The organism is Bradyrhizobium sp. GCM10028915, from assembly GCF_042666195.1.
GTDB classification, from domain to species: Bacteria; Pseudomonadota; Alphaproteobacteria; order Rhizobiales; family Xanthobacteraceae; genus Bradyrhizobium; species Bradyrhizobium canariense_D.
The window spans coordinates 138,342-159,856 of sequence record NZ_JBHTFN010000045.1 but is presented as its reverse complement, the minus strand read 5'-3'; the positions used below and the strand labels follow the sequence as shown (position 1 = coordinate 159,856).

General features: G+C 64.5%; 23 protein-coding genes and 1 other RNA gene. 15 read left to right on the top strand and 9 right to left on the bottom strand.

The features are described 5' to 3' along the window. Nucleotides 1-82: 82 nt before the first annotated feature. An RNA gene (gene ffs, locus ACFQX9_RS27225) (signal recognition particle sRNA small type) lies at nucleotides 83-179 on the bottom strand. A 193-nt stretch (nucleotides 180-372) separates the two neighbouring features. Between ffs and ACFQX9_RS27220 the strand changes: the two genes are divergently transcribed. The 9 genes from ACFQX9_RS27220 to ACFQX9_RS27180 all read left to right on the top strand — a co-directional run bounded on the left by ACFQX9_RS27220 (nucleotide 373) and on the right by ACFQX9_RS27180 (nucleotide 7,861). After that, a complete protein-coding gene (locus ACFQX9_RS27220) occupies nucleotides 373-1,218 on the top strand; it encodes a transporter substrate-binding domain-containing protein (RefSeq protein WP_204512757.1) in 846 nt (281 codons plus the stop codon). 124 nt (nucleotides 1,219-1,342) lie between these two features. Next, nucleotides 1,343-2,005, top strand: a complete 663-nt coding sequence (locus ACFQX9_RS27215) for an amino acid ABC transporter permease (protein WP_018453014.1) — start codon at nucleotides 1,343-1,345, stop codon at nucleotides 2,003-2,005. Then, nucleotides 2,002-2,799 carry an amino acid ABC transporter ATP-binding protein gene (locus ACFQX9_RS27210; RefSeq protein WP_085351590.1) on the top strand — a complete coding sequence of 266 codons (798 nt, stop codon included), beginning with the start codon at nucleotides 2,002-2,004 and terminating at the stop codon, nucleotides 2,797-2,799. Before ACFQX9_RS27215 ends, ACFQX9_RS27210 begins: the two co-directional genes overlap by 4 nt. Then, the gene (locus tag ACFQX9_RS27205) at nucleotides 2,799-3,554 is read left to right on the top strand and encodes an SDR family NAD(P)-dependent oxidoreductase (protein WP_085358793.1); all 756 of its coding nucleotides are present in this window, start codon (nucleotides 2,799-2,801) and stop codon (nucleotides 3,552-3,554) included. The genes ACFQX9_RS27210 and ACFQX9_RS27205 overlap by 1 nt, the downstream gene beginning before the upstream one ends. Then, on the top strand, nucleotides 3,551-4,678 hold the full coding sequence (locus ACFQX9_RS27200) for a muconate cycloisomerase family protein (RefSeq protein WP_085358795.1): 1,128 nt from the start codon (nucleotides 3,551-3,553) through the stop codon (nucleotides 4,676-4,678). The genes ACFQX9_RS27205 and ACFQX9_RS27200 overlap by 4 nt, the downstream gene beginning before the upstream one ends. Before the next feature lie 275 nt (nucleotides 4,679-4,953). Continuing rightward, nucleotides 4,954-5,373: an HIT domain-containing protein gene (locus tag ACFQX9_RS27195; RefSeq protein ID WP_018453010.1), complete on the top strand. Its 420-nt coding sequence runs from the start codon at nucleotides 4,954-4,956 to the stop codon at nucleotides 5,371-5,373. An 11-nt stretch (nucleotides 5,374-5,384) separates the two neighbouring features. Next, nucleotides 5,385-6,323 (top strand): NAD(+) diphosphatase, encoded by a 939-nt coding sequence (nudC, locus tag ACFQX9_RS27190; protein ID WP_018453009.1) that lies wholly within the window; start codon nucleotides 5,385-5,387, stop codon nucleotides 6,321-6,323. Between the two features lie 7 nt (nucleotides 6,324-6,330). Then, a complete protein-coding gene (locus ACFQX9_RS27185) occupies nucleotides 6,331-7,284 on the top strand; it encodes a sugar kinase (protein WP_377791102.1) in 954 nt (317 codons plus the stop codon). A gap of 67 nt (nucleotides 7,285-7,351) precedes the next feature. After that, the gene (locus ACFQX9_RS27180; RefSeq protein WP_018453007.1) at nucleotides 7,352-7,861 is read left to right on the top strand and encodes an Lrp/AsnC family transcriptional regulator; all 510 of its coding nucleotides are present in this window, start codon (nucleotides 7,352-7,354) and stop codon (nucleotides 7,859-7,861) included. Nucleotides 7,862-8,006: 145 nt separating this feature from the next. Here ACFQX9_RS27180 and ACFQX9_RS27175 read toward each other — a convergent pair whose 3' ends face one another. The 6 genes from ACFQX9_RS27175 to ACFQX9_RS27150 form a co-directional block, all read right to left on the bottom strand. After that, nucleotides 8,007-9,506, bottom strand: a complete 1,500-nt coding sequence (locus tag ACFQX9_RS27175; protein WP_085351595.1) for a phosphomannomutase/phosphoglucomutase — start codon at nucleotides 9,504-9,506, stop codon at nucleotides 8,007-8,009. A gap of 190 nt (nucleotides 9,507-9,696) precedes the next feature. Beyond that, nucleotides 9,697-10,206 carry a TIGR02281 family clan AA aspartic protease gene (locus ACFQX9_RS27170; RefSeq protein WP_247820940.1) on the bottom strand — a complete coding sequence of 170 codons (510 nt, stop codon included), beginning with the start codon at nucleotides 10,204-10,206 and terminating at the stop codon, nucleotides 9,697-9,699. Between the two features lie 260 nt (nucleotides 10,207-10,466). Further along, nucleotides 10,467-11,402, bottom strand: coding sequence for a transporter substrate-binding domain-containing protein (locus ACFQX9_RS27165; RefSeq protein ID WP_018453004.1), 936 nt, complete (start codon nucleotides 11,400-11,402; stop codon nucleotides 10,467-10,469). Between the two features lie 91 nt (nucleotides 11,403-11,493). Then, the gene (locus ACFQX9_RS27160; protein ID WP_018453003.1) at nucleotides 11,494-12,084 is read right to left on the bottom strand and encodes an SCO family protein; all 591 of its coding nucleotides are present in this window, start codon (nucleotides 12,082-12,084) and stop codon (nucleotides 11,494-11,496) included. A 24-nt stretch (nucleotides 12,085-12,108) separates the two neighbouring features. Then, nucleotides 12,109-12,303 (bottom strand): hypothetical protein, encoded by a 195-nt coding sequence (locus tag ACFQX9_RS27155; RefSeq protein ID WP_377791101.1) that lies wholly within the window; start codon nucleotides 12,301-12,303, stop codon nucleotides 12,109-12,111. Nucleotides 12,304-12,571: 268 nt separating this feature from the next. Beyond that, nucleotides 12,572-13,042: a hypothetical protein gene (locus ACFQX9_RS27150; protein ID WP_018453000.1), complete on the bottom strand. Its 471-nt coding sequence runs from the start codon at nucleotides 13,040-13,042 to the stop codon at nucleotides 12,572-12,574. A gap of 293 nt (nucleotides 13,043-13,335) precedes the next feature. On the opposite strand from ACFQX9_RS27150, the gene ACFQX9_RS27145 reads away from it, so the two are divergent. From ACFQX9_RS27145 to ACFQX9_RS27130, 4 genes are all read left to right on the top strand, one after another. Next, entirely contained in the window at nucleotides 13,336-14,994 is a 1,659-nt protein-coding gene (locus ACFQX9_RS27145) for an FAD-binding dehydrogenase (protein ID WP_204514025.1), read from the top strand. Next, complete coding sequence (locus ACFQX9_RS27140) at nucleotides 14,995-15,915, top strand: alpha/beta hydrolase family esterase (protein ID WP_377791100.1); 921 nt, start codon at nucleotides 14,995-14,997, stop codon at nucleotides 15,913-15,915. A gap of 133 nt (nucleotides 15,916-16,048) precedes the next feature. Further along, complete coding sequence (locus ACFQX9_RS27135) at nucleotides 16,049-16,399, top strand: RidA family protein (protein WP_007599359.1); 351 nt, start codon at nucleotides 16,049-16,051, stop codon at nucleotides 16,397-16,399. 166 nt (nucleotides 16,400-16,565) lie between these two features. Then, on the top strand, nucleotides 16,566-16,931 hold the full coding sequence (locus ACFQX9_RS27130; protein WP_377791099.1) for a nuclear transport factor 2 family protein: 366 nt from the start codon (nucleotides 16,566-16,568) through the stop codon (nucleotides 16,929-16,931). A 72-nt stretch (nucleotides 16,932-17,003) separates the two neighbouring features. Here the strand turns inward: ACFQX9_RS27130 and ACFQX9_RS27125 are convergent, their stop codons facing one another. Both ACFQX9_RS27125 and ACFQX9_RS27120 read right to left on the bottom strand, forming a co-directional pair. Next, a complete protein-coding gene (locus ACFQX9_RS27125; protein ID WP_247820938.1) occupies nucleotides 17,004-17,924 on the bottom strand; it encodes an amino acid ABC transporter substrate-binding protein in 921 nt (306 codons plus the stop codon). A 12-nt stretch (nucleotides 17,925-17,936) separates the two neighbouring features. Next, nucleotides 17,937-19,232 (bottom strand): dicarboxylate/amino acid:cation symporter, encoded by a 1,296-nt coding sequence (locus ACFQX9_RS27120; RefSeq protein ID WP_247820937.1) that lies wholly within the window; start codon nucleotides 19,230-19,232, stop codon nucleotides 17,937-17,939. A 207-nt stretch (nucleotides 19,233-19,439) separates the two neighbouring features. On the opposite strand from ACFQX9_RS27120, the gene ACFQX9_RS27115 reads away from it, so the two are divergent. Beyond that, nucleotides 19,440-20,441 (top strand): NADP-dependent oxidoreductase, encoded by a 1,002-nt coding sequence (locus ACFQX9_RS27115; protein ID WP_018452994.1) that lies wholly within the window; start codon nucleotides 19,440-19,442, stop codon nucleotides 20,439-20,441. A gap of 151 nt (nucleotides 20,442-20,592) precedes the next feature. After that, nucleotides 20,593-21,438 (top strand): cysteine rich repeat-containing protein, encoded by an 846-nt coding sequence (locus tag ACFQX9_RS27110; RefSeq protein ID WP_377791098.1) that lies wholly within the window; start codon nucleotides 20,593-20,595, stop codon nucleotides 21,436-21,438. Nucleotides 21,439-21,515 lie beyond the last annotated feature (77 nt).

Sequence of the window (21,515 nt, the reverse complement as noted above, 5' to 3'; positions counted from 1 at the left end):
AATGAAGTGTCTTTCGGCCGGCTTTGCGGAAAGGAGCGCGCTGGCGGCCCGAGCCGCCGGCGCAATTCGCTCGGAAAAACAGGTAGGAGACTGACGAGCGACCCGATCCGGACCTCGTTAGGGCTGCTTCCTTCCGGACCTGACCCGGTTGGCGAGTGGCTCGTCCACCGCCAATCTCCCGGCCCCTATTTGGGGCCAAAAGGACCGGAAAGCAAGCGGGTATCGGCTTGAACAGGCGCGGCTTCATGGTGGCTTGCCCAGCATCCGGGCAATTCCTGGTCTGCCCAGCCGACAGGCTGTGCTTTCACTGCCGGAGGCGCCTTGGTAAGAACGCTGCCGGAACTTCTTCCAACAGAAAAGCGATTGATCCCAATGGTTACACGTCGTGATGTTGCATCGATTGTCGGACTTGGCGCGATTGGCGCGGCGACGCTGGCCTCCCCTGCCGTGGCGCAGACCGCCGATACCAACGAATCGACCTTCGCCCGCATCCGCCGCACCAAGAAGATGCGGATCGGCGCGGTCGGCGGCGGCGCGCCCTATTACATGAAGGATCTTTCGACCGGCCAGTGGAAAGGCTTTTACGTCGACATCGCCAAGGCGCTCGCCGAGGACATGGAGGCCGAGCTCGAGATCACCGAGACCACCTGGGGCAATTCGGTGCTCGACCTCCAGTCCAACAAGATCGACATCTTCTTCGGCCTCAACCCGACCCCGAAGCGCGCGCTGGTGGTCGACTTCTCGGTGCCGGTCTTCAACAACGCCTTCGGCATCCTCTGCAAGAAGGACTTCAAGCCGAAGAGCTGGGCCGAGCTGAACTCGCCCGACGTCAAGATCGCGGTCGACCAGGGCTCCTCGCACGACCAGGTCGTGAGCCGCCTGACGCCGAAGGCGCAGATCTCGCGGCTGAAGACCGCCGACGACGCCACCGCCGCGCTCCAGACCGGCCGCGTCGACGCGCAGTGCCTGATCACCATGCTGTCGCTCACGGTGCTGAAGAAAAATCCCTCGCTGGGCCAGTTCGTGCTGCCGACGCCGATCTTTGCTACCACGTCGAACGCCGGCTTCCGCCGCGAGACCGACAAGACCTGGCGCGACTACGTCAACACCTGGATCGACTTCAACAAAGGCCTCGGCTTCATTCGCAACGCCATCATCACCAACATGGAGCTGGTGGGCGTGACCGAGGCGGACATTCCGCCGGGCGTTTCGCTGTAGTCTTCCACTGTCATTCCGGGGCGCCCAAAGGGCGAACCCGGAATCTCGAGATTCCGGGCTCGATGCTTCGCATCGCCCCGGACGACAATGCCGGCGGTCAAGGCGTTCGACGAGTAACACACGCATGTATCAGTGGGACTTCGGCATCCTCTGGAGCTATCGCTGGCTCTTTCTCAACGGGCTCGGCGTCACCGTAGGCTTCACCGTGGTCATCGTCGTGCTCGGCCTCGTCTTCGGCCTGTTCGGCGCGTTCGGTACCCTGTCGCGCTTTCGCGCGGTGCGCCTGCTCGCGCTGACTTTCATCGAGGCGTTCCGCTGCACGCCCATCCTGGTGCAGCTGATCTGGTTCTATTACGCGCTGCCGATCCTGGCCGGTGTCGAGATGACGCCGATCACGGCTTCCGCACTGGCGCTCTCGCTCTACGGCGGCTCGTTCTATTCGGAGATCATCCGCGGCGGCATCATCTCGATCGACCGCGGCCAGTCCGAAGCCGGTGCCGCGCTCGGTATGACCCCGGGACAGAGCATGCGGCGCATCGTGCTGCCGCAGGCGATCAAGCGCATGATCCCGGCGCTGATGAACCAGTCGATCATCCAGTTCAAGAACACCTCCCTGGTCTCGGTGCTGGCCGTGCCTGATCTGGTCTATCAGAGCCAGGTCGCCGCCCATGACAGCTACCGTCCGCTGGAAACCTACACCGCCGTCGCGGTCGCCTATGCGGCGATCCTGATCCCCCTGACCATCATGGTCCGGCGCGGCGAGAAGCGACTGGCGGTCGGCGAATGAGCGACACCTCTTCCAAGATCGAGATCCGGGCGCTGCGCAAAAGCTTTGGCAGCAACGAGGTTTTGAAGAGCATCAGCCTGGATGTCGCGAAGGGCGGCGTCGTGGCGCTGATCGGCCCGTCCGGCTCCGGCAAGTCGACGCTGCTCCGCTGCATCAACCTCCTGGTGACGCCCGACGGCGGCAGCGTTCGCGTCGGCGACACCCGCTTTTCGTTCGGCGAGGGTACGAAGCTCCCCGATGTGAAGACGCTGGCCAAATTCCGTACCACCACCGGCATGGTGTTCCAGCATTTTAATCTGTTCCCGCACATGACGACGCTGCAGAACGTGATGGAGGGACCGGTCACGGTGCGGCGCATGGCCAAGGCGGACGCCGAGAAGCTGGCGCGGGCCCAACTCGCGAAGGTGGGCCTTGCAGAGAAGGCCGACCAATATCCGGCAACGCTCTCCGGCGGACAGAAGCAGCGCGTCGCGATTGCGCGGGCGCTCGCCATGGAGCCGGACGTGATGCTGTTCGACGAGGTCACCTCCGCGCTCGATCCCGAGCTTGTCGGCGAGGTCTTGAACGTCATGCAGCAGCTGGCGTCGGAGGGCATGACCATGGTGATCGTCACCCACGAGATCGCCTTTGCCCGCGAAGTCGCCGACCGTCTGATCTTCATGCGCGACGGCGTCGTGGTCGAGGAAGGCCCGGCGCGACAGGTGATCGACAATCCGCAGGAAGGAGCGACTCGCGCGTTCCTCAGCCATTTCCACCGCACCGGCGCGCTGCCGCCGGTTACAACGGCATCGTGATGTCCGAAATCGATCGCGTCTATCTCGTCACCGGCGCCGCCAGCGGCATCGGCCGCGCCACCGCAAAACTGCTCGCGGGGCCCGGCACTGCGCTGCTGCTGCACACGCGCTCCAACGCAGCCGGCCTCGACGCCACGGCGGCGGAAGCCGAAGCGCAAGGCGCGATCGTCGCAAAATGCCTCGGCGATCTCGCCGAGGAGACCGCGGCCACCGACGCCGTCGCCGCTACGCAACGTGCCTTCGGCCGGCTCGACGGATTGATCCTGGTCGGCGGCCATGCCCGGCGCGGCAGCGCCATCGGTACGCCGGCGGATCAGTTCCGCAAGGCAATGGACGAATCGGCGCTGGCGTTCACACGGTTGGTGGACGCCGCGCTGCCGCTGCTGCGTGCAGGGCGAGATTCGCGGATCGTGGCGGTGTCGTCGTTCGTCGCTCACACGATCCGGCCGGAGTTCGCGCCCTTTGCAGCGACGGCCGCGAGCCGCTCCGCGCTCGAAGCGCTGGTGCGGCTCACCGCAGTCGAACTCGCCAGGGAGGGCATCACCGTCAACGCCGTCGCGCCGGGCCTGATCGTCAAGGACAAGCCCAGCGAAAGCCGGCTTACACCCGAGCAGATCGCCGCGACCGAGGCGCTGATTCCGATGGGCCGCCGCGGGCGACCGGAGGAAGTCGCCGAGATCATCGCCTTCCTGGCATCCCCAAAAGCATCCTACGTCACCGGCCAGGTCTGGCACGTCAATGGAGGCCTGACATGACCGAAGCCACCATCGAACGTCTCAGGCTGTTCCTGATCGAGAGCCCGATCAAGATGGCGCGCCTCCAGGGTGTCGGCAACGTCAAGGGTACGGTGAAGCGCGTGCTGCTCGAGCTCACGTCGAGCGACGGCGTGATCGGCTGGGGCGAGGCGGCACCATGGGAAGTGTTCACGGGAACGCCGGAAGCGGCGTTCGCCGCGCTCGACATCTATTTGCGACCAATCGTACTCGGCAAGCCGGTGCGCCGCATTCGCGCACTGATGGCCGAGCTCGATCGCGCGCTGGTCGGACATGCCGAAGCCAAGGTCGCGATCGAAATGGCGCTGCTCGACATCGTCGGCAAGTCGTCGGGACTTTCGGTCGCCGACCTGCTCGGCGGCCGCGTACGCGACACGATCCCGCTGTCGTTCTCGATCGCCGATCCGGATTTCGCCGCCGATCTCGAACGCATGCGGAAGATGGTTCCGGACGGCAATTTGATCTACAAGGTCAAGACCGGCGTGAAGCCGCATCGCGAGGATCTCGATCATCTCGCGGCGATCCGGAAAGAATTCGGCGACAAGGTCGATCTACGCGTCGATTACAACCAGGCGCTGGCGCCGTTCGGCGCCATCAAAATCCTGCGCGATATCGAGCAGTTTGCGCCGACCTTCATCGAGCAGCCGGTGCCGCGCAAATTTCTCGACGTGATGGCGCAGCTCACCGCGGCGCTGGAAACGCCGGTGCTCGCCGACGAAAGCTGTTTCGACCGCCGCGACATGATGGAGGTGGTGCGCCGCGAGGCGGCAGATGCCGTCTCGATCAAGCTGATGAAGGCCGGCGGCCTGTTCGAGGCGCAGGCGATCATGGCGATCGCTGACATCGCGGGCCTGCCCGGCTATGGCGGCACGCTGTGGGAGGGCGGCATCGGGCTTGCCGCCGGCACGCAGCTGATCGCCGCGACGCCGGGCATCTCGCTCGGCTGCGAATTCTACATGCCGCATCATGTGCTGACCGAGGACGTGCTGGAAGAGCGCGTCGCCAATCGCGGCGGCCACGTCGTGGTGCCGGACGGTGCCGGCCTCGGCATCCGCGTCAGCGAAGCCTCGGTCCGCGCCAATGCGCGGGTGTTGGCGGAGGGGTAAAGGCACGCCCCCACCGTCGTCCTGGCGAAAGCCAGGACCCATTGCCCCAAAGAGAAGTTGCGGCACGAGGTCGGTAACCCCGAATCTTCGCCAAACCCAATCCGATGGTAATGGGTCCTGGATCGGCGCTGCGCTTGTCCAGGACGACGATCGCGTATGCCGCCTCTGCGGAGCGCCGTCCTTCCCCAATCAGATTCCGTATCGTATGGTCGCAGCAAATATTCAGGGGTTCCGCCCCGCCATGCCCGATCCCATCGGGCCATCCGGAAACCTTTATGTCCGAACCCGCCTGGTCGCTGCACTCCCGCCTGAAAGAGGACACTATCGACATCGGCGATTTGCCGCTGTGCAAGGTCTTGGTCATCAAGGACGCGCATTATCCCTGGCTGCTGCTGGTGCCGCGACGCGCCGACGCGGTGGAGATCATCGACCTCGACGAGGTGCAGCAGGCGCAATTGATGACGGAGATCTCCCGCGTCTCGCGCGCGCTGAAGGAGATCACCCAATGCGACAAGCTCAACATCGCGGCACTCGGCAACCTCGTGCCGCAGCTTCACGTCCACATCATCGCGCGCCGCACCAGTGACGCCGCCTGGCCGCGGCCGGTCTGGGGCGTGATGCAGCCCTTGGCGCACGACGCCACCGAGGTGCAGAGTTTCATCAGCGCGCTTCGCCGCAAGATCTGGTTGGGTTGAAAGAACAAGAAATGTCAGCATTCGACTCGTTTCCACTGGGACAACCCGCCTTCGTCACCAACATTCTCGACCGCGCCGCGCATCTGCGCCGCGACGACGAAAAGCTGTTCGCGATGGAGCAGAAGCCGTCGTCGCGCGCCTATGTGGTCTATCGCGACTCACTGCTGGTGAAGCGCGAGGGCGACAAAGTGCGCGCGCTGCTCGGAATCGACGAGGCGTTGAAATGCGGCGCCAATCCCGGCACGATCTTCTTAGGCTTGCGCGGCGGCGCCGCGATGTTCGGGATGGGCCTGTCGCAGGCCGCGTCCGAGAAGCTGATCGGGCGCGAGGACTACGCCCTCAGCGAGCTGCGCGGCATGGCGATGCAGGGCGCGGTGCCGCCGCAGGAGCTGTCGGCGATCGCGATGGCGAAGTCGATGGTGAGCTGGCATCAGCGCCACGGCTATTGCGCCAATTGCGGCACGCGTACCGCGATGAAGGAAGGCGGCTGGAAGCGGGAGTGCCCGAGTTGCAAGGCCGAGCATTTCCCGCGCACCGACCCTGTCGTGATCATGCACGTCGCCGCCGGCGACAAATGCCTGCTCGGCCGCCAGAAGCAGTTTCCGCCGGGCATGTATTCCTGCCTCGCCGGCTTCGTCGAGGCCGCCGAAACCATCGAGGACGCGGTGCGCCGCGAGATTTTCGAAGAATCCGGCATTCGCTGCACCGAGGTGCAATATTACATGACCCAGCCCTGGCCCTATCCGTCGTCGCTGATGATCGGGTGCAGCGCGCGGGCGGTGAGCGAGGACATCGTCGTCGATCACTCCGAGTTGGAGGATGCGCGCTGGTTCACGCGCGAGGAGGCGGCCTTGATGCTGACGCGGACGCATCCTGACGGGCTCGCCGGCCCGCATCCGTTTGCGATTGCGCATCACCTGCTCGGCCGCTGGGTGCACGACAAGAGCTGAGACGGAGATGGCTGCACCAGGGATCGCGCCGCGCATCCTCTGCATCGGCATTCCCGTGCGCGACCTGACCTTTCGTGTCGAAACCGTGCCCGCGCGCGGCAGCAAGGCGAATGCCAGGCATCTCGCGGAGATTTGCGGCGGCAACGCACTCAATGCCGCGATCGCTATCGCTCGGCTTGGTGGCCGCGTCGCGTTCGCAGGTCCGATGGGCGATGCGCAGGAGACGTCGAGCGGCTTCATTCTCGACCGCATGACATCCGAAAATATCGACACAAGCCATATCGTGCGCATACCTGATGCGAGCACGCCCGTCTCCGCCATCATCATTGACGCGACGGGCGAGCGAACGCTCACGATCTATCGCGATCCGGCCCTGTGGACAGTCGAGCTGCCCGACGCCGACAAGCTGCTCGCCGATTGCCGGGCGGTTCTCGTCGAAAGCCGCTGCGCCGCGTTCGCAACTTCGCTCTGCACCGAGGCACGCCGGCGCGGCATTGCCGTCATCGTCGGCGTCGACCGCGCGATGTCGTTGCAGGACAGCCTGCTCACGGCCGCCTCACATCTGCTGTTCGCCAGTGACCAGTTGCAGGAGACAGCCGGCATCCCCGATGACGGCGCGGCATTGAAGCGCCTGGCCGCGCTCACGCCCGCCTTCCTCGCCGCCACCCGCGGTCCGTATGGCACGATCTGGCTGAACGAGACCGGCGCATTGGAGCAGACGCCGGCCTTCCCGGTTCAGGCCGTCGATACGCTCGGCGCCGGCGACGTCTTCCATGGCGCCTTCACGCTTCGCTTCGCCGAAGGTGGCGGCGTGCGGCAGGCGCTGCGATTCGCCGCGGCCGCCGCGGCGCTGAAATGCATCCGTCATGGTGGCGGCCTGGCCGCCCCGCAACGCGTTGAAGTTGAAGAGCTTTTGAGCATGTCGCCGGCGGCGACGTTGGAGCGGGCGCCAAGATTATAGACTTGCTATAGAAAGATTTTCTCTATATCAGGGAAAACGTCCCTTGAAATGGAACAAAGTTCTTCAAATGACCGATCTCGCCGTCCCACTCCCCGAGACCAGCCGCCGCCTCGACGCCATCGACCGCAAGATTCTGATGGTGCTGCAGGACGATGCCTCCCTCTCCGTCGCCGAGATTGGCGACCGCGTCGGCCTGTCCTCGACCCCCTGCTGGAAGCGCATCCAGCGCTTGGAGGCCGACGGCGTGATTACCAAGCGGGTGGCGCTGGTCGACCAGAACAAGATCGGGCTCGGCATCTCCGTGTTCGTGTCGGTCGAGAGCTCCGACCATTCCGACGCCTGGCTCAAGAGGTTCGCCGACGCCGTCAGCGCCATGCCTGAGGTGATGGAGTTCTATCGCATGGCCGGCGACGTCGATTACATGCTGCGCGTCGTCGTCGCGGACATGCAGGCCTATGACGTTTTCTACAAGAAACTGATCAGCGCCGTGCCGCTGAAGAACGTCACCTCGCGCTTCGCGATGGAGAAGATCAAGTCGGTCACCGCGCTGCCGATCCCGGCTGTGGTTGCGGCTTAAGGCTCACCACACGCAAACTGTCGTCGCCCCGCTTGACCGGGCGATCCAGTATTCCAGAGACGATGATGGGGTACGGATAAGCCGCGGCGTACTGGATGCCCCGGTCTAGCCGGGGCATGACAGCAGGCGAGACTAGCCTCGCGCCTCAAATCTTCTGATTGTACTCGCCGACTTCGGGATGGATGCGCAGCACGCTGTTCACCATCTCGAACATGTCGTGCATGCGCTGCTCGGAGACCGGGCTCTCGACCACGACAACGAGCTCGGGCTTGTTGGAGGAGGCACGCACCAGGCCCCAGCTGCCGTCCTCGACCGTGACGCGGACGCCGTTGACGGTGACGAGATCGCGGATCGACTGGCCGCCGATCTTGGCGCCCTTGGCCTGCAAGGCCTCGAAGTGCTTTACCACCTTGTCGATGACGCCGTATTTGGTCTCGTCGGCGCAATGCGGCGACATCGTCGGCGACGACCAGGTCTTCGGCAGCGCGTTCTTGAGATCGGCCATCGACTTGCCGGGGGCGCGGTCAAGCATATCGCAGATCGCCAGCGCCGAGACGAGACCGTCGTCATAGCCGCGTCCATACGGCTTGTTGAAGAAGAAGTGGCCGGACTTCTCGAAGCCGGCGAGCGCACCCGTCTCATGGGTGCGGCGCTTCATGTAGGAATGGCCGGTCTTCCAGTAGGTGGTTTTTGCACCCTGCTTCTGCAGCACCGGATCGGTGATGAACAGGCCGGTCGACTTCACGTCGACGATGAACTGCGCGTCCTTGTGGATCGCGGACATGTCGCGCGCCAGCATCACGCCGACCTTGTCGGCAAAGATCTCCTCGCCGGTGTTGTCGACGACGCCGCAGCGATCGCCGTCGCCATCGAAGCCGAGACCCACATCGGCCTTGTGCTGCAGCACCGCGTCGCGGATCGCGTGCAGCATCTCCATGTCTTCGGGGTTCGGATTGTATTTCGGGAAGGTGTGGTCGAGCTCGGTGTCGAGCGGGATCACCTCGCAGCCGATCGCCTCCAGCACCTGCGGCGCGAATGCGCCGGCGGTACCGTTGCCGCAGGCCGCGACGACCTTGAGCTTGCGCTTGAGCTTCGGGCGGCTGGTGAGATCGGCGATGTAGCGCGCCGGATAATTCTCGTGGAATTGATAGGAGCCGCCGGCCTTGTTCTTGAACTCGGCGCCCAGCACGATCTCCTTCAGCCGCGTCATCTCGTCGGGACCGAAGGTCAGCGGGCGGTTGGCGCCCATCTTCACGCCGGTCCAGCCATTGTCGTTGTGTGAGGCCGTGACCATGGCGCAGCAGGGCACGTCGAGGTCGAACTGCGCGAAATAGGCCATCGGCGTCACCGCGAGCCCGATGTCGTGCACCTTGCAGCCTGCTGCCATCAGGCCGGAGATCAGCGCATATTTGATCGAGGCCGAATAGCCGCGGAAATCATGACCGGTGACGATCTCCTGGCTGACGCCGAGCTCCGCGATCAGCGCGCCCAGCCCCATGCCGAGCGCCTGGATACCCATCAGGTTGATTTCCTTCTGGAACAGCCAGCGCGCGTCGTATTCGCGAAAGCCCGTGGCCTTCACCATCGGCTCGGATTCGAAGGCATAGGTGTTGGGCAGCAACACGGATTTCGGCTTGGGGAACATTGAGACGGTCTCGTGAAAAAGAGCCAGGATTTGATGCAGCCTTAGCGAATGCCGGGCTGCAGCGGAAGGCGGGAATGGCAGCTTATGGATGATAATTGCGGCAGTTTGGTAACGGGGAAATCTGTCCGCGAGAGCGATCGAAATAGAGATTTTCTTGAAATATGTGTCGCCGTCGCCTTTGGGAGGACCTTTACTGCTCCAGCACTATCTGACCGTTGGCGTATTCGAAGCGCCTGAGGCGGGAGAGGAAGGAGAGACCGAGCAGGTTCTCGGACAGCGCCTCGTCGGGCAGCACCATGGCATCGACATCGCGCACGACGAGGCCGCCGACATCGAGCATGGCGATGCGAGTGCGCGCGGCCTTGATGGTGCCGTTGGCGGTGGAGACGGTGGCGTTGTAATCGCTGCGCGAGGGACGCAGGCCGAAGCGGGCGGCCGAGGTCTCGTTCAGCGCGACCACGGAGGCGCCGGTGTCGACCATGAAGCCGATGCGCTGGCCTTCGATCCGGCCCTCGGTTTGGAAGTGGCCGCGGCCGTCGCGGGGGATGTTGAGGCTGCGGCCGCCGGCCGGCGCGGTGGACGCGACTGCGACCGTACGCGGCACCGACGTCGCCGAGGCGGAGCTCATCCTGTCCGCCATCTGCGCCATGAAGGTGCCGAGGCCGATCATGATCGCCGCGAAGATCATTATGTTACGCATCACACCACTCGAAGCCGAAGCTCGATTTCACCACGCGGAAGGCCGCTCCGCGAGCGACGCTGCGGCCAGAGCGGTGCTATTTTGACGAAAAGGATGAGCGGACGGTTAATGCGCCGGTGTCGCGGATACGACATATCCTCATCCTGAGGTGCCCGCGAAGCGCGGGTCTCGAAGGGCCCGGCCACCAGCGGGGCCGTCATCCTTCGAGACGCTTGCTACGCAAGCTCGTCAGGATGAGGAATTGGCAACGGCGCCTGGGACTAGAACGGGCTCACCGAGAAATACCGCAGCCACAGATCGGTGTAGCGGCCCTTCTCCCAGACGCGGAACATCGCCCAGTTCAGGGCCTGGCGCAGCACGTCGTTGCCCTTGCGTACGGCGATGCCAATGCCCTCGCCGAAGAAACGGCTCTCGACGAAGGGGCCGCCGGAGAAGGCGCAGCAATCGCCGGAATCCGTGCCGTTGATCCAGAACGCGAGCGCGATGGCGTCGCCGAAGATGAAATCGACCTCGCCCTTGCGCAAGGCGCCGCGCATAGCGTCGTCGTTGGGATACGGGTGCAGCTCGGCGTCGGTGAACAGGGCCTTGAGATAGGCCTCATGCGCGGAGCCGGCGATGACGCCGACCTTCTTGCCTTCGAGATATTCGGGCCGGATCTCCGGCATCACCGCGTCCTTGCGCGAAGCAAAGCGCGCAGGCACGCGGTAATAGGGATCGGTGAAGTCGACCCGGGCGCGGAGCTGCGGACTCACCGCCATCGAGGCGATGATGGCATCGCCCCGGTTGGAGGCGAGCGCATCGACCAGCGTCTCGAAGCGCCGCATCTGCACCGTGCAAGTGACCTTGATCTCCTCGCACAGCGCGCGCGCGAAGTCGACGTTGAAGCCGGCCGGATTACCGTCGGCGCCGGTGTAGTTGAACGGCGGATAGTCGGTCTCGGTCAGGAAACGGATCACGGTCAGGCGCGACAGGTCCGGCCGCTCCGGCCGCCGCCGCGGGTCCCAGAAACCCGGCACCGCCTGCGGGGCGGCTTGCGGCGCGACCTGAGGTGAGGCTTGCGGCGCCGTTGGGGGCTGCTTTGCCGGGGCCTGCGCCTGCGCGGACGGCGCAGCAGCGAGCGCGCAGACGCCGACGATCAGCCCGGTCAGCAAGCCACGGGCGGATTTGGACGATTTCGCCTGTTGCGATGGAGCCATCGGCTGAAATGAACGATTTTCGTTGGGATCGGAGGGCCTTATAGCCCATCCGGCCGGGAACGCGAGCGCGGATTGCGGTCAATAGGGGAGCCTACAGATACCGCTTCAACTCCCCTGCGGCTTCTTCCGGCGTGCGCTTCAGGTTGAACGGCGAGACGAAGCGGCCGTCGCGATCCATCAGATAGATCAGCGCCGTGTGGTCCATGGTGTAGTCGCCGTCCTTGGTCGGGACCTTCTTGGCATAGACCCGGTAGGAGGTGATCACCTTGGCGGTCTCGGCAGGATCGCCGCTCAGCCCTTCGAGGTGCGGGTCGAAGCTCGACAGATAATCCTTCATCGCGGCCGGCGTATCGCGCTCGGGATCGACCGAGATGAAGACGGCATTGACCTTGTCGGCGTCCTTGCCCATCGCGCGCAGCACTTCCGAGATCTCGAACAGCGAGGTTGGGCAGACGTCGGGACAATGGGTGTAGCCGAAGAAGATCAGGGTCGGCTTGCCCTTGAGGTTCTTGTCGGTGACGGTCTTGCCGTTCTGGTCGGTGAGCTGGAACGGGCCGCCGATCGCGGCCGGCTGCGCCACCTTGCCGACCCCGCCCATGGCCCAGAATACGATCAGCAGCCCGAGGACGAGGCTTGCGGCGAAGGCGGTCGCGATCACCAGCGGACGGGCGGTAGGGCTCATGAGCGGAAAACTTCCTGTCGCGTGTCAGAAGCAGGCGGCAAGACCGGTCCTGATCATTTCGAAGAACACCTGGCTGCCGTAGTGGAACCAGAGCGCGAGCGCGCCGAGCACGATCAGGCCGCCGACGCCAGCACCTGCCAACAGCAGCACGACCGGCGTCCGGCTGGCAGTGGGCGAATTGTCCGGTACAGGATGGGCGGGGTGCAGTGGTTGAGCCATGACAACGATCGAGATGAAGGCCGGAGTTCCCTGCCTTTCAAATAGGCGCTGGGACGGGGCCGGGCAAGCGCGGCGGGCGGGCCGGGGATCAATTGGTGCGGAGGATCTCCGTCATGCCCGGGCTTGTCCCGCCTGCGCGGCCGAAGCCGCTTCCGCGAGGCGAAGGCCCGGGCATCCACGGACTTTCCAGCCGGGCCCAAGAACGTGGATGGCCGGGACAAGCCCGGCCATCACGACAGATTAGTGAAAGGCGAATGACTGCCGCGGCCTACCGCGACGATGGCTTGTTGGCCGAGGCCTGCGCGTCGAGGTAGCAAGGCTTGTACATAGCCTGGAGCTGCCGGCCCTTCAGGAAGAGCATATGCGGGGTGAGGCCGCCGCGCTGATTTATCCAGCGCTTCACCTGCGAGGGATACATCGCATAGAGCATCTGGGTCGCTTCGGTATTGGTGACGGCGCGGCCGTTGCTGCCGAAATCCCACGCGGCGTGGAAGCCCAGTGTGGCGTGCGACGTCACGCAGATGCGGTCAGGCGGGATGGCGCCGAGGACGATGGTGCAGGCAGAGGCGCAGAGACCGTCGATGATGACGGTGTCGCCCGACTGCCGCAGGTCCTGGTATTTGTCGACGTAGGTTCCGATCCGGCCACCGCGGTCATCCGCAATCCGAACCACCGCGTGAGAAGCGCCCATGCTCGCGATCAGGAGAACCGCCGCAAGCAACCCCGTCAGAAACTTCATTGGCCCCCGCCCCAGTCGAATTCGAATCTGTGTGTCAGGTGGTGATGCCCTGCTAGGGTCCGTCGTAACCGCGGTTTTGTCTAGGCATGCCGGCTCGCTCAAAACAAATTCAAATCCAGTGTTGCGCCGGCGCTGCACTCAGCCGGTCTTTTTCCCGAAGTGGAACAAGTTAACGATGTCTTACGCGCCGTCCTCTTGATCTCAGTTGCAACCGCCGGCTTCAATCCGGGCAACTACAGGGAGGAACCTGTGGAGGGCGAAACACATGGAGGGGGAAACATATGGCCGAACAGATGGCTGAAGAGACTGACGTCATCGTTGTCGGCGCAGGACTGTCGGGCCTGGTGGCCGCAACCGAGATCGCGGACGCCGGCAAGCGCGTAATCGTGGTCGACCAGGAGGGCGAGCAGTCGCTCGGCGGCCAGGCGTTCTGGTCGTTCGGCGGATTGTTCCTGGTCGATTCGCCGGAGCAGCGCCGGCTCGGCATCAAGGACTCCTTCGACCTCGCGATGCAGGACTGGCTCGGCACCGCCGGCTTCGACCGCGACGAGGATTTCTGGCCGCGGCAATGGGCCGAAGCCTATGTGGCGTTCGCGGCCGGCGAGAAGCGTGCATGGCTGCGAGCGATGGGCCATCGCATTTTCCCCGTGGTCGGATGGGCCGAGCGCGGTGGCTATGACGCGATGGGCCACGGCAATTCGGTGCCGCGCTTTCATGTCACCTGGGGTACCGGGCCCGGCATCGTCGAGCCGTTCGAGCGCCGCGCGCGCGAGGCGGTCAGAAGCGGCCGGCTGAGCTTTCGGTTCCGCCATCGCGTCGATGCGCTCTCGATCACCAACGGTACGGTGGATGGCGTCGGCGGCGCCATTCTCGCCCCCGACAATGTCGAGCGCGGCAAGAGTTCGTCGCGCAATGTTGTCGGCGAGTTTGCGTTGAAGGCCCAAGCCGTGATCGTGGCGTCCGGCGGCATCGGCGGCAATCACGAGCTGGTGCGGCAGAACTGGCCGAAGCGACTCGGCGCGCCGCCGAAATTCATGATCTCCGGCGTGCCCGAGCATGTCGACGGCCGCATGATCGGCATCACCGAGAAGGCAGGCGCGCGGCTGATCAACCGCGACCGCATGTGGCATTATGTCGAAGGCATCCAGAACTGGTCACCGATCTGGCCGCGCCACGGCATCCGCATCCTGCCCGGCCCCTCCTCGATGTGGTTCGACGCCACCGGCACGCGCCTGCCGGCGCCGTTGTTTCCCGGCTCCGACACGCTCGGCCAGCTCCAATACATCATGTCCACCGGCTACGATTATTCCTGGTTCATCCTGACCCAGAGCATCATCAAGAAGGAGTTTGCGCTGTCGGGCTCGGAGCAGAATCCCGACCTCACCGGCAAGAGCTGGCGCATGACCATCAAGCGCGCCACCAACAAGGGCGCGCCGGCGCCGGTGGAAGCGTTCAAAAGCCATGGTGTCGACTTCATCGTGCGCGACAAGATCGAGGATCTCGTTGCGGCCATGAACAAGCTGGCCGGCAGCGACCTCCTCAAGCTCGAGCACATCAGGATGCAGATCGAGGCGCGCGACCGAGAGATCGCCAACCCTTACGTCAAGGATGCGCAGGTGATGAACATTCACAATGCGCGGCGCTATATCGGCGACAGACTGATCCGCACCGCCTCCCCTCACCGCATCCTCGATCCCGCGCAAGGGCCGCTGATCGCGGTCAAGCTCAACATCCTCACCCGCAAGACGCTCGGCGGTTTCGAGACCGACCTCTCTTCGCGCGTGTTCGGCGAGGAGGGCAGCGTCATCCCCGGCCTCTATGCAGCCGGCGAAGCCGCCGGCTTCGGCGGCGGCGGCGTGCACGGCTATCGTTCGCTGGAAGGCACGTTCCTCGGCGGCTGCCTGTTCTCGGGCCGCAATGCGGGCCGGGCCGCGGCGAAGGCCGTGGGCTAGATGATGCGGCCGCGGCTGCGCATCGGGGCGTTTGTTGCGGCATTAGCCGCTGCCTCGGCTGCGTCCGCGGATACGATCGATATTGACGGTGTGAAGCGGTCCTACACTGTGCAACTGCCGTCGAAGCGGCTCGTGCCGCTCGTCGTCCTGCTGCACGGCAAGACGCAGCGCGGCGCCGACATGATGACGCGGACGGCGTGGCCGCAGGTCGCAAAGCGCGAAGGGTTTGCGGTGGTCTTTCCTGATGGCCTCAACCACGCATGGGCCGATGCGAGGACCAAGGCGGGACCGGCGCTCCGTGGCCCGCCCGCAGGCACCGACGACGTCGCCTTCATCGCAAAGCTCGTCGAGAAGCTGGTGGCGAACGGCACCGCCGATCCTCGCCGCGTCTATGTCACCGGCATCTCCAATGGCGGCGCCATGGCAATGACGCTGGTCTGCGCCCGCGCCGATCTGTTTGCTGCCGGCGCGAGCGTGAGCATGAACCTCACTGATGAGACCGCTGTCACGTGCCATCCGTCGCGGCCGTTGCCGATGCTGCTGATGAACGGCACCGCCGATCCGCTGGTCCCCTACGAAGGCGGCCGCGGATCGAGCTATTATGCCGCAGACGGTTTTTGGTCCACCGACGAGACGCTTGCGTTCTGGCGCAAGCTCAACGGCTGCGAGACCGATAATGCCGACATGACCGATTTGCCCGACAGGGCGCCAGCAGACCAGTCCACGGTGACGCGGATCTCCTCGCGCTGTCCTGAAGGGCACGACGTCGTGCTTTATCGCATCAATCAAGGCGGTCATCGCATGCCCGGATTTTTTCCGGATGCCCGCTTCCCGAAGGTCGCCGCCAGCTTGCTCGGGTCGCAGAACGGCGACATCGACGCAGCCGAAACGATCTGGACGTTCTTCGGCCAGTTTCCCTGAAGTGCAACTCAGGCATCGCCGACGACGCATGCGTGCCTGGCAACGCATGCGTGCCCGGCAACGCATGCGTGCCTGGGGTGGCACAGGGCAAGCCGCTGCGCTAGACAGGGCCGCCATTCAAAGGAGACCCGCAATGAGCATTCAGCGTCTTGAAACCGGCCCGCGCATGAGCCAGGTCGTCGTGCACGGTAACACAGTCTATCTCGCCGGTGTCGTCGCCAACAACGCCGCCGGCGAAAGCGTGACGAAGCAGACCCAGGACATTCTGGCGACTATCGACAGCCATCTCGCCAAGGCCGGCACCGACAAGTCCAAACTTCTTTCGGCCACGATCTACATCACCGACATGAAGACGTTTGGCGAGATGAACGCGGTGTGGGACGCCTGGGTCTCGCCCGGCAACACGCCGGCACGCGCCACCGTCGAAGCCAAGCTCGCGGCGGCACAATACACCGTCGAAATCATGGTCACGGCGGCCAAGTAAGTTCGCGACAAACATTTGCGCGCGCTTGTCGGCGCATGATCCGATCGGGAAACCGCTTCACACTTTCCCGCATCATGCGCATGACCTCCGAGGTAATCGATCAGCGCGCGCAAACCTTCGATAATCATGTCAGCCGAACGACACGGCGCCATCGAAGGAGACGACAATGACCGATCCCATCACCATCGCTCGCCGCTACATCGATCTCTGGAACGAACGTGCAGCTGACCGCCGGCGCGAACTGCTGAGCCAGAACTGGACGGCGGATGCGAGCTATGTCGATCCCCTGATGAAGGGCGACGGCCATGACGGCGTCGATGCGCTGATCGCAGGCGTGCAGCAGCGCTTCCCTGATTTCAAATTCAAGCTGATCGGCGAGCCCAACGGCTACGGCGACCATGTCCGCTTCAGTTGGGGCCTTGGTCCTAACGGCATCGACAGCCCGATCAAGGGGACGGATTTCGCCGTGCTGAAGGACGGCCGTATCAGGAGCATCACGGGATTTCTGGACCAGGTGCCCGCCGGCACGTGAGCGCGCGCTGCTCGTTGCTGCGCCCTCTCCCCCGGTAAGGGAGAGGGCACACTTTCGTTCGTCGCACAGGCGCTAGTTATTCGCGCTCGCGGAATCGTCCATCGCCTTGAAGGCTTCCTCCAGCTGCAGCGAGATCGGCACGTTCAGCCGTTCGCCGGTCGGAAGCCGTGCGGTGAACCATTTGTTGTAGAGCGGAACGAGGTCGTGGTTGGAGCCGAGCTTGCGGAAAGTGCGATCGACCACCGCCGCCAGTTGCGGTTCGCCCTTGCGGAACATGATGCCGTAGGGGTCGTAGGACAGGTAATCGCCGGTGACGCGGAACTTGTCCTGTGCCTTGTGACGCACGATCAGGCTGGACAGCAGGATGTCGTCGGTCGCGAACGCATCGGCCTTGCCGTCGACGAGCATCTGGTATGACTGTTCGTGATCGGCACCGACAACGATGTTCAGTCCCAACGATGACTTCTTGTCGGCCGCCTGGATCGCCTGCTCGTTGGTGGTGCCCTTCGTCACCACGACGGTCTTGCCCTTCAGATCAGTCAGTGACTGGACGCTGGACGCCTTCGGCACCATCAGCTTGGTGCCGGCGACGAACATCAGCGGCGAGAAGGCGACGCGCTTGCCGCGCTCGGCATTGGCCGTGGTCGAGCCGCATTCCAGGTCGATCTTGTTCTGGAGCACGGCGTCGATGCGGTCATCGGAGGTGACCTTGACGTAGGCGATCTTCAGATTGGGATCGTCGACCTCGACGCCGATCTCCTCGACAATAGCCTCGCAAAGCTCGAGGCTGTAGCCGATCGGCCGGTTGGCCTGGTCGAGGAAGGAGAACGGCGGCGAGCTCTCGCGATAGCCGAGGCGCACGGTGTGCGCGGTCTTGATCGCCGACAGCGTCGGGCTAAGCCCTTCGCTGCCACCGGTCTGGGCGGAGGCACCCGTGGCCAGCAGGCACGCTGCCAGCAACAGGCCGCCCGATATCGCCATTGAAAGGCGCATGATGCACTCCGATCAATGGCCGGCCATCGCAGGCACTTCGCCGGGGATCATGTTCCCCGGCACGGCATCGCCAGGTTCAAGCTCGTGCTCGGGCCCGAGCTCGCCTTCCCACTTGGCCACGACCGAGGTCGCGAGCGTGTTGCCGATCACGTTGGTGGCGCTGCGGCCCATGTCGAGGAAGGTGTCGATGCCCATGATCATCAACAGCCCCGCCTCGGGGATGCCGAACTGCGAGAGCGTCGAGGCGATCACCACGAGGGAGGCGCGCGGCACGCCGGCCACGCCCTTCGAGGTGATCATCAGCGTTGCCAGCATCGCGAGCTGGGTGCCGAGCGGCATGTCGATGTGATAGCTCTGCGCGATGAAGACGCTCGCGAAGGTGCAGTACATCATCGTGCCGTCGAGATTGAAGGAATAGCCGAGCGGCAGCACGAAGCTCGATATCCGCGACGAGGCGCCGAACTTGTTCAACCCCTCCAGAGTTTTCGGATACGCCGCTTCCGAGCTCGCGGTGGAGAACGCGATCATCAGCGGTTCGCGGATCAGCTTCAGCAGATGGGCGTAGCGCGGCCCGATCACGATGAAGCCCACGACCACCAGGATGCCCCACAGGAGCGCGAGCGAGAGATAGAAGCCACCCATGAAGACGATGAGCTTCCAGAGCACTAGCAGGCCGTTCTTGGCAACCGTCGCGGTGATGGCGGCCCAGACCGCGAACGGCGCGAACAGCATCACATAGCCCGTCACCTTGAGCATGATGTGGCCGATGTCGTCGATCAGCGCCAGGATCGGCTTGGAGCGCTCGGGCATCGAGCCCATCGCCACCGAGAAGAACACGGCGAAGATCACGATCTGCAGGATCTCGTTCTGCGCCATCGCATCCGCGATCGAGGTCGGGATCAGATGGGTCAGGAATTTTTCGATCGAGAAGGCGGAAACCGGCAGGCCGGTCGACTGCGCCTTGTCAGGCAGCGTACCCGGGAAATTCGCGCCGGGCTGGAGCAGATTGACCATCACGAGGCCGAGCATCAGCGAGACGAAAGAGGCGCTGACGAACCAGCCCATGGTCTTGGCGAAGATGCGGCCGAGCTTGGAGCCCGAGCCCATATGAGCAATGCCGCCGACCAGGGTCGCAAATACCAGCGGCGCGATGATCATCTTGATCAGGCGCAGGAAAATCACGGCGATCAGGTTGATGGACGAGGCCCAGTCGCCCCGCGTGTCGGGCAGGAAATTGTAGATCGCCGCGCCCATGATGATGCCGAGCACCATCGCCACCAGAATGAATTGCGTAAACCTGTTCGACATTGAACACCCCCGCTACACCGACCGCTTCATGATGTCGCAGATATGACGACTGCGCAACACGCTTGGCGTGCGATCGTCGGGCGGATGTTCCCGTTGCGAAACTGGCGCCCGCGATCTAGCCTTCATGCAGCGCACAACGAAAGCGGCTTGCACGTTTTTCTTGCGGCCGCTGCATCAATAATCGTCAAACGACCGAGGGGAAACATCATGAGCGGCAGCATCAATCGTCAGATTCTTTTGGTGGAAAAGCCCAGCGGCAAGCTCGGTCCCGAGCACTTCAAGCTGGTCGAAGGTGCGGTGCCCGAGCCGAAGGACGGCGAGGCCTTGCTGCGCGTGCGTTACATCTCGCTCGACGCCGCCAACCGCGCCTGGATGCACGGCGCGACCTATCGTTCAGCGGTGGAGGCCAACAGCGTGATGGCCGGCGGCGCCATCGCCGAGGTCATCAGCTCGAAGGCGCCGGAGCTTGCGCCGGGCGACATCGTGTTCGGCGACACCGGCTGGCAGGAGTTGGCGACAGTGCCCGCCAAGCATCTCACCAAGATGCCGAAGCTCGAGCCGATGACGCATCTGCTCAGCGTGTTCGGCATTGCCGGCCTCACCGCCTATTTCGGCCTGCTGGAGATCGGCAAGCCCAGAGAGGGCGAGACGGTCGTGGTCTCCGCGGCCGCGGGCTCGGTCGGCTCGATCGTCGGGCAAATCGCGAAGATCAAGGGATGCCGGGTCATCGGCATCGCCGGCGGCGCCGACAAGTGCAGCTGGCTGACCTCCGAACTCGGCTTCGATGCCGCCGTCGACTACAAGGACGGCGCGGTGTTCAAGGCGTTGCGCGCGGCGGCTCCGAAGGGCATCGATGTCTATTTCGACAATGTCGGCGGCGACATTCTCGAAGCCTGCCTGCCGCAGATGAACAATTACGGCCGCATCGCCTGCTGCGGTGCGATCTCGCAATATGACGGCGCGCCCTCGGCACACGGCCCGCGCGGCGTGCCCGGCCTGATCGTGGTGAAGCGGCTCGTCATGCAAGGCTTCATCGTGATGGACTACATGAAAGAGAGTCAGCGAGCGCTCGCCGACCTCCAGGCCTGGGTCACATCCGGCAAGCTGAAGGTGCAGGAGGACATCATCGACGGCCTCGAGAACACGCCGAAGGCGCTGGTCGGATTGCTGGCGGGCGAGAACCGCGGCAAGCGGATGATCAAGCTCTGACGACGTAGTTACGTCGCAATTGCAAAGCCAATATCTACTTGCGGTAGAGGTCGCGGCGGCCAATGATGTCGCGCGCGGCATCACCCGCGACGATTGTTTGCATCACATTTGAAAAAATTGTCGGCGTTGCCGACAGGGCAGGAATACTCGGATGTTCAACACGTTGAAACATGCGTCGGCACGCGGGGCGTTGCTGGCGGCGGCTCTCTTCGCAACTGCAGCAGGCGCATTCGCACAAGCGCCGACCGAGGCGCAAAAGAGCGCGATCCGCTCCGCATGCCGCTCGGATTTCATGGCGCACTGCGCGAGCGTCACGCCCGGCGGCGTGGAAGCCTATCAATGCCTGCAGAAGAACATGTCCAGCCTGTCCTCGGGATGCCAAACCGCGGTCCGCGCCGTCGAGCCTGCTGCGGCGCCGAAGACCGAGGCTGCACCCAAAGAGGCTGCACCCAAAGAGGCTCCACCCAAGGCGGAGGCCGCGCCTGCCGCGCCGAAGGCTGAAACCGCCCCCGCCGCAAAGCCGGCATCTGGAGCAGCGCCGAAGGACGCGGCAGCCAAACAGCCGAGCAGCGCGCAGGTCGCTGCCGTCAAGAGCGCGTGCCGCGCCGATTATCCCAAGGTGTGCGCCAGCGTGCCGCCAGGCGGCGCGCCTGCGCTCGAATGCCTCGAGAAGAACAAGGCAAAGGTTTCGCCGGCCTGCGAGAAGGCCGTGAGCGCCGCGGCCGGCGGCGGTGGCACGGCAGCAACGGCGGCACCTCCGGGCGCGGCTCCCGCGGCGGCGGCAGCACCGGCAGCCGCGCCCGCCGTGATCGCGTTGCGCCCGCTGCGGCCGCGCGAAGAGCTGTTCATCGTCCGCTCCGCCTGCGGTGCCGACATCCGCACGCTGTGCGCCGGCGTAGCGCCTGGCGGCGGCCGCATCGTGCAGTGCATCGCCAGCAACGCCGCGTCGCTGTCACCTGCCTGCAAGGACGTGCTGGCGCCGTTCGCGGCACGCTAGAGAAGCGTGCCATCCGGCGGTCCGCTGCACCACCGTGCTCGTGGGCGGCGTACGGGTGAAGCGCTGCGTCTGACGGG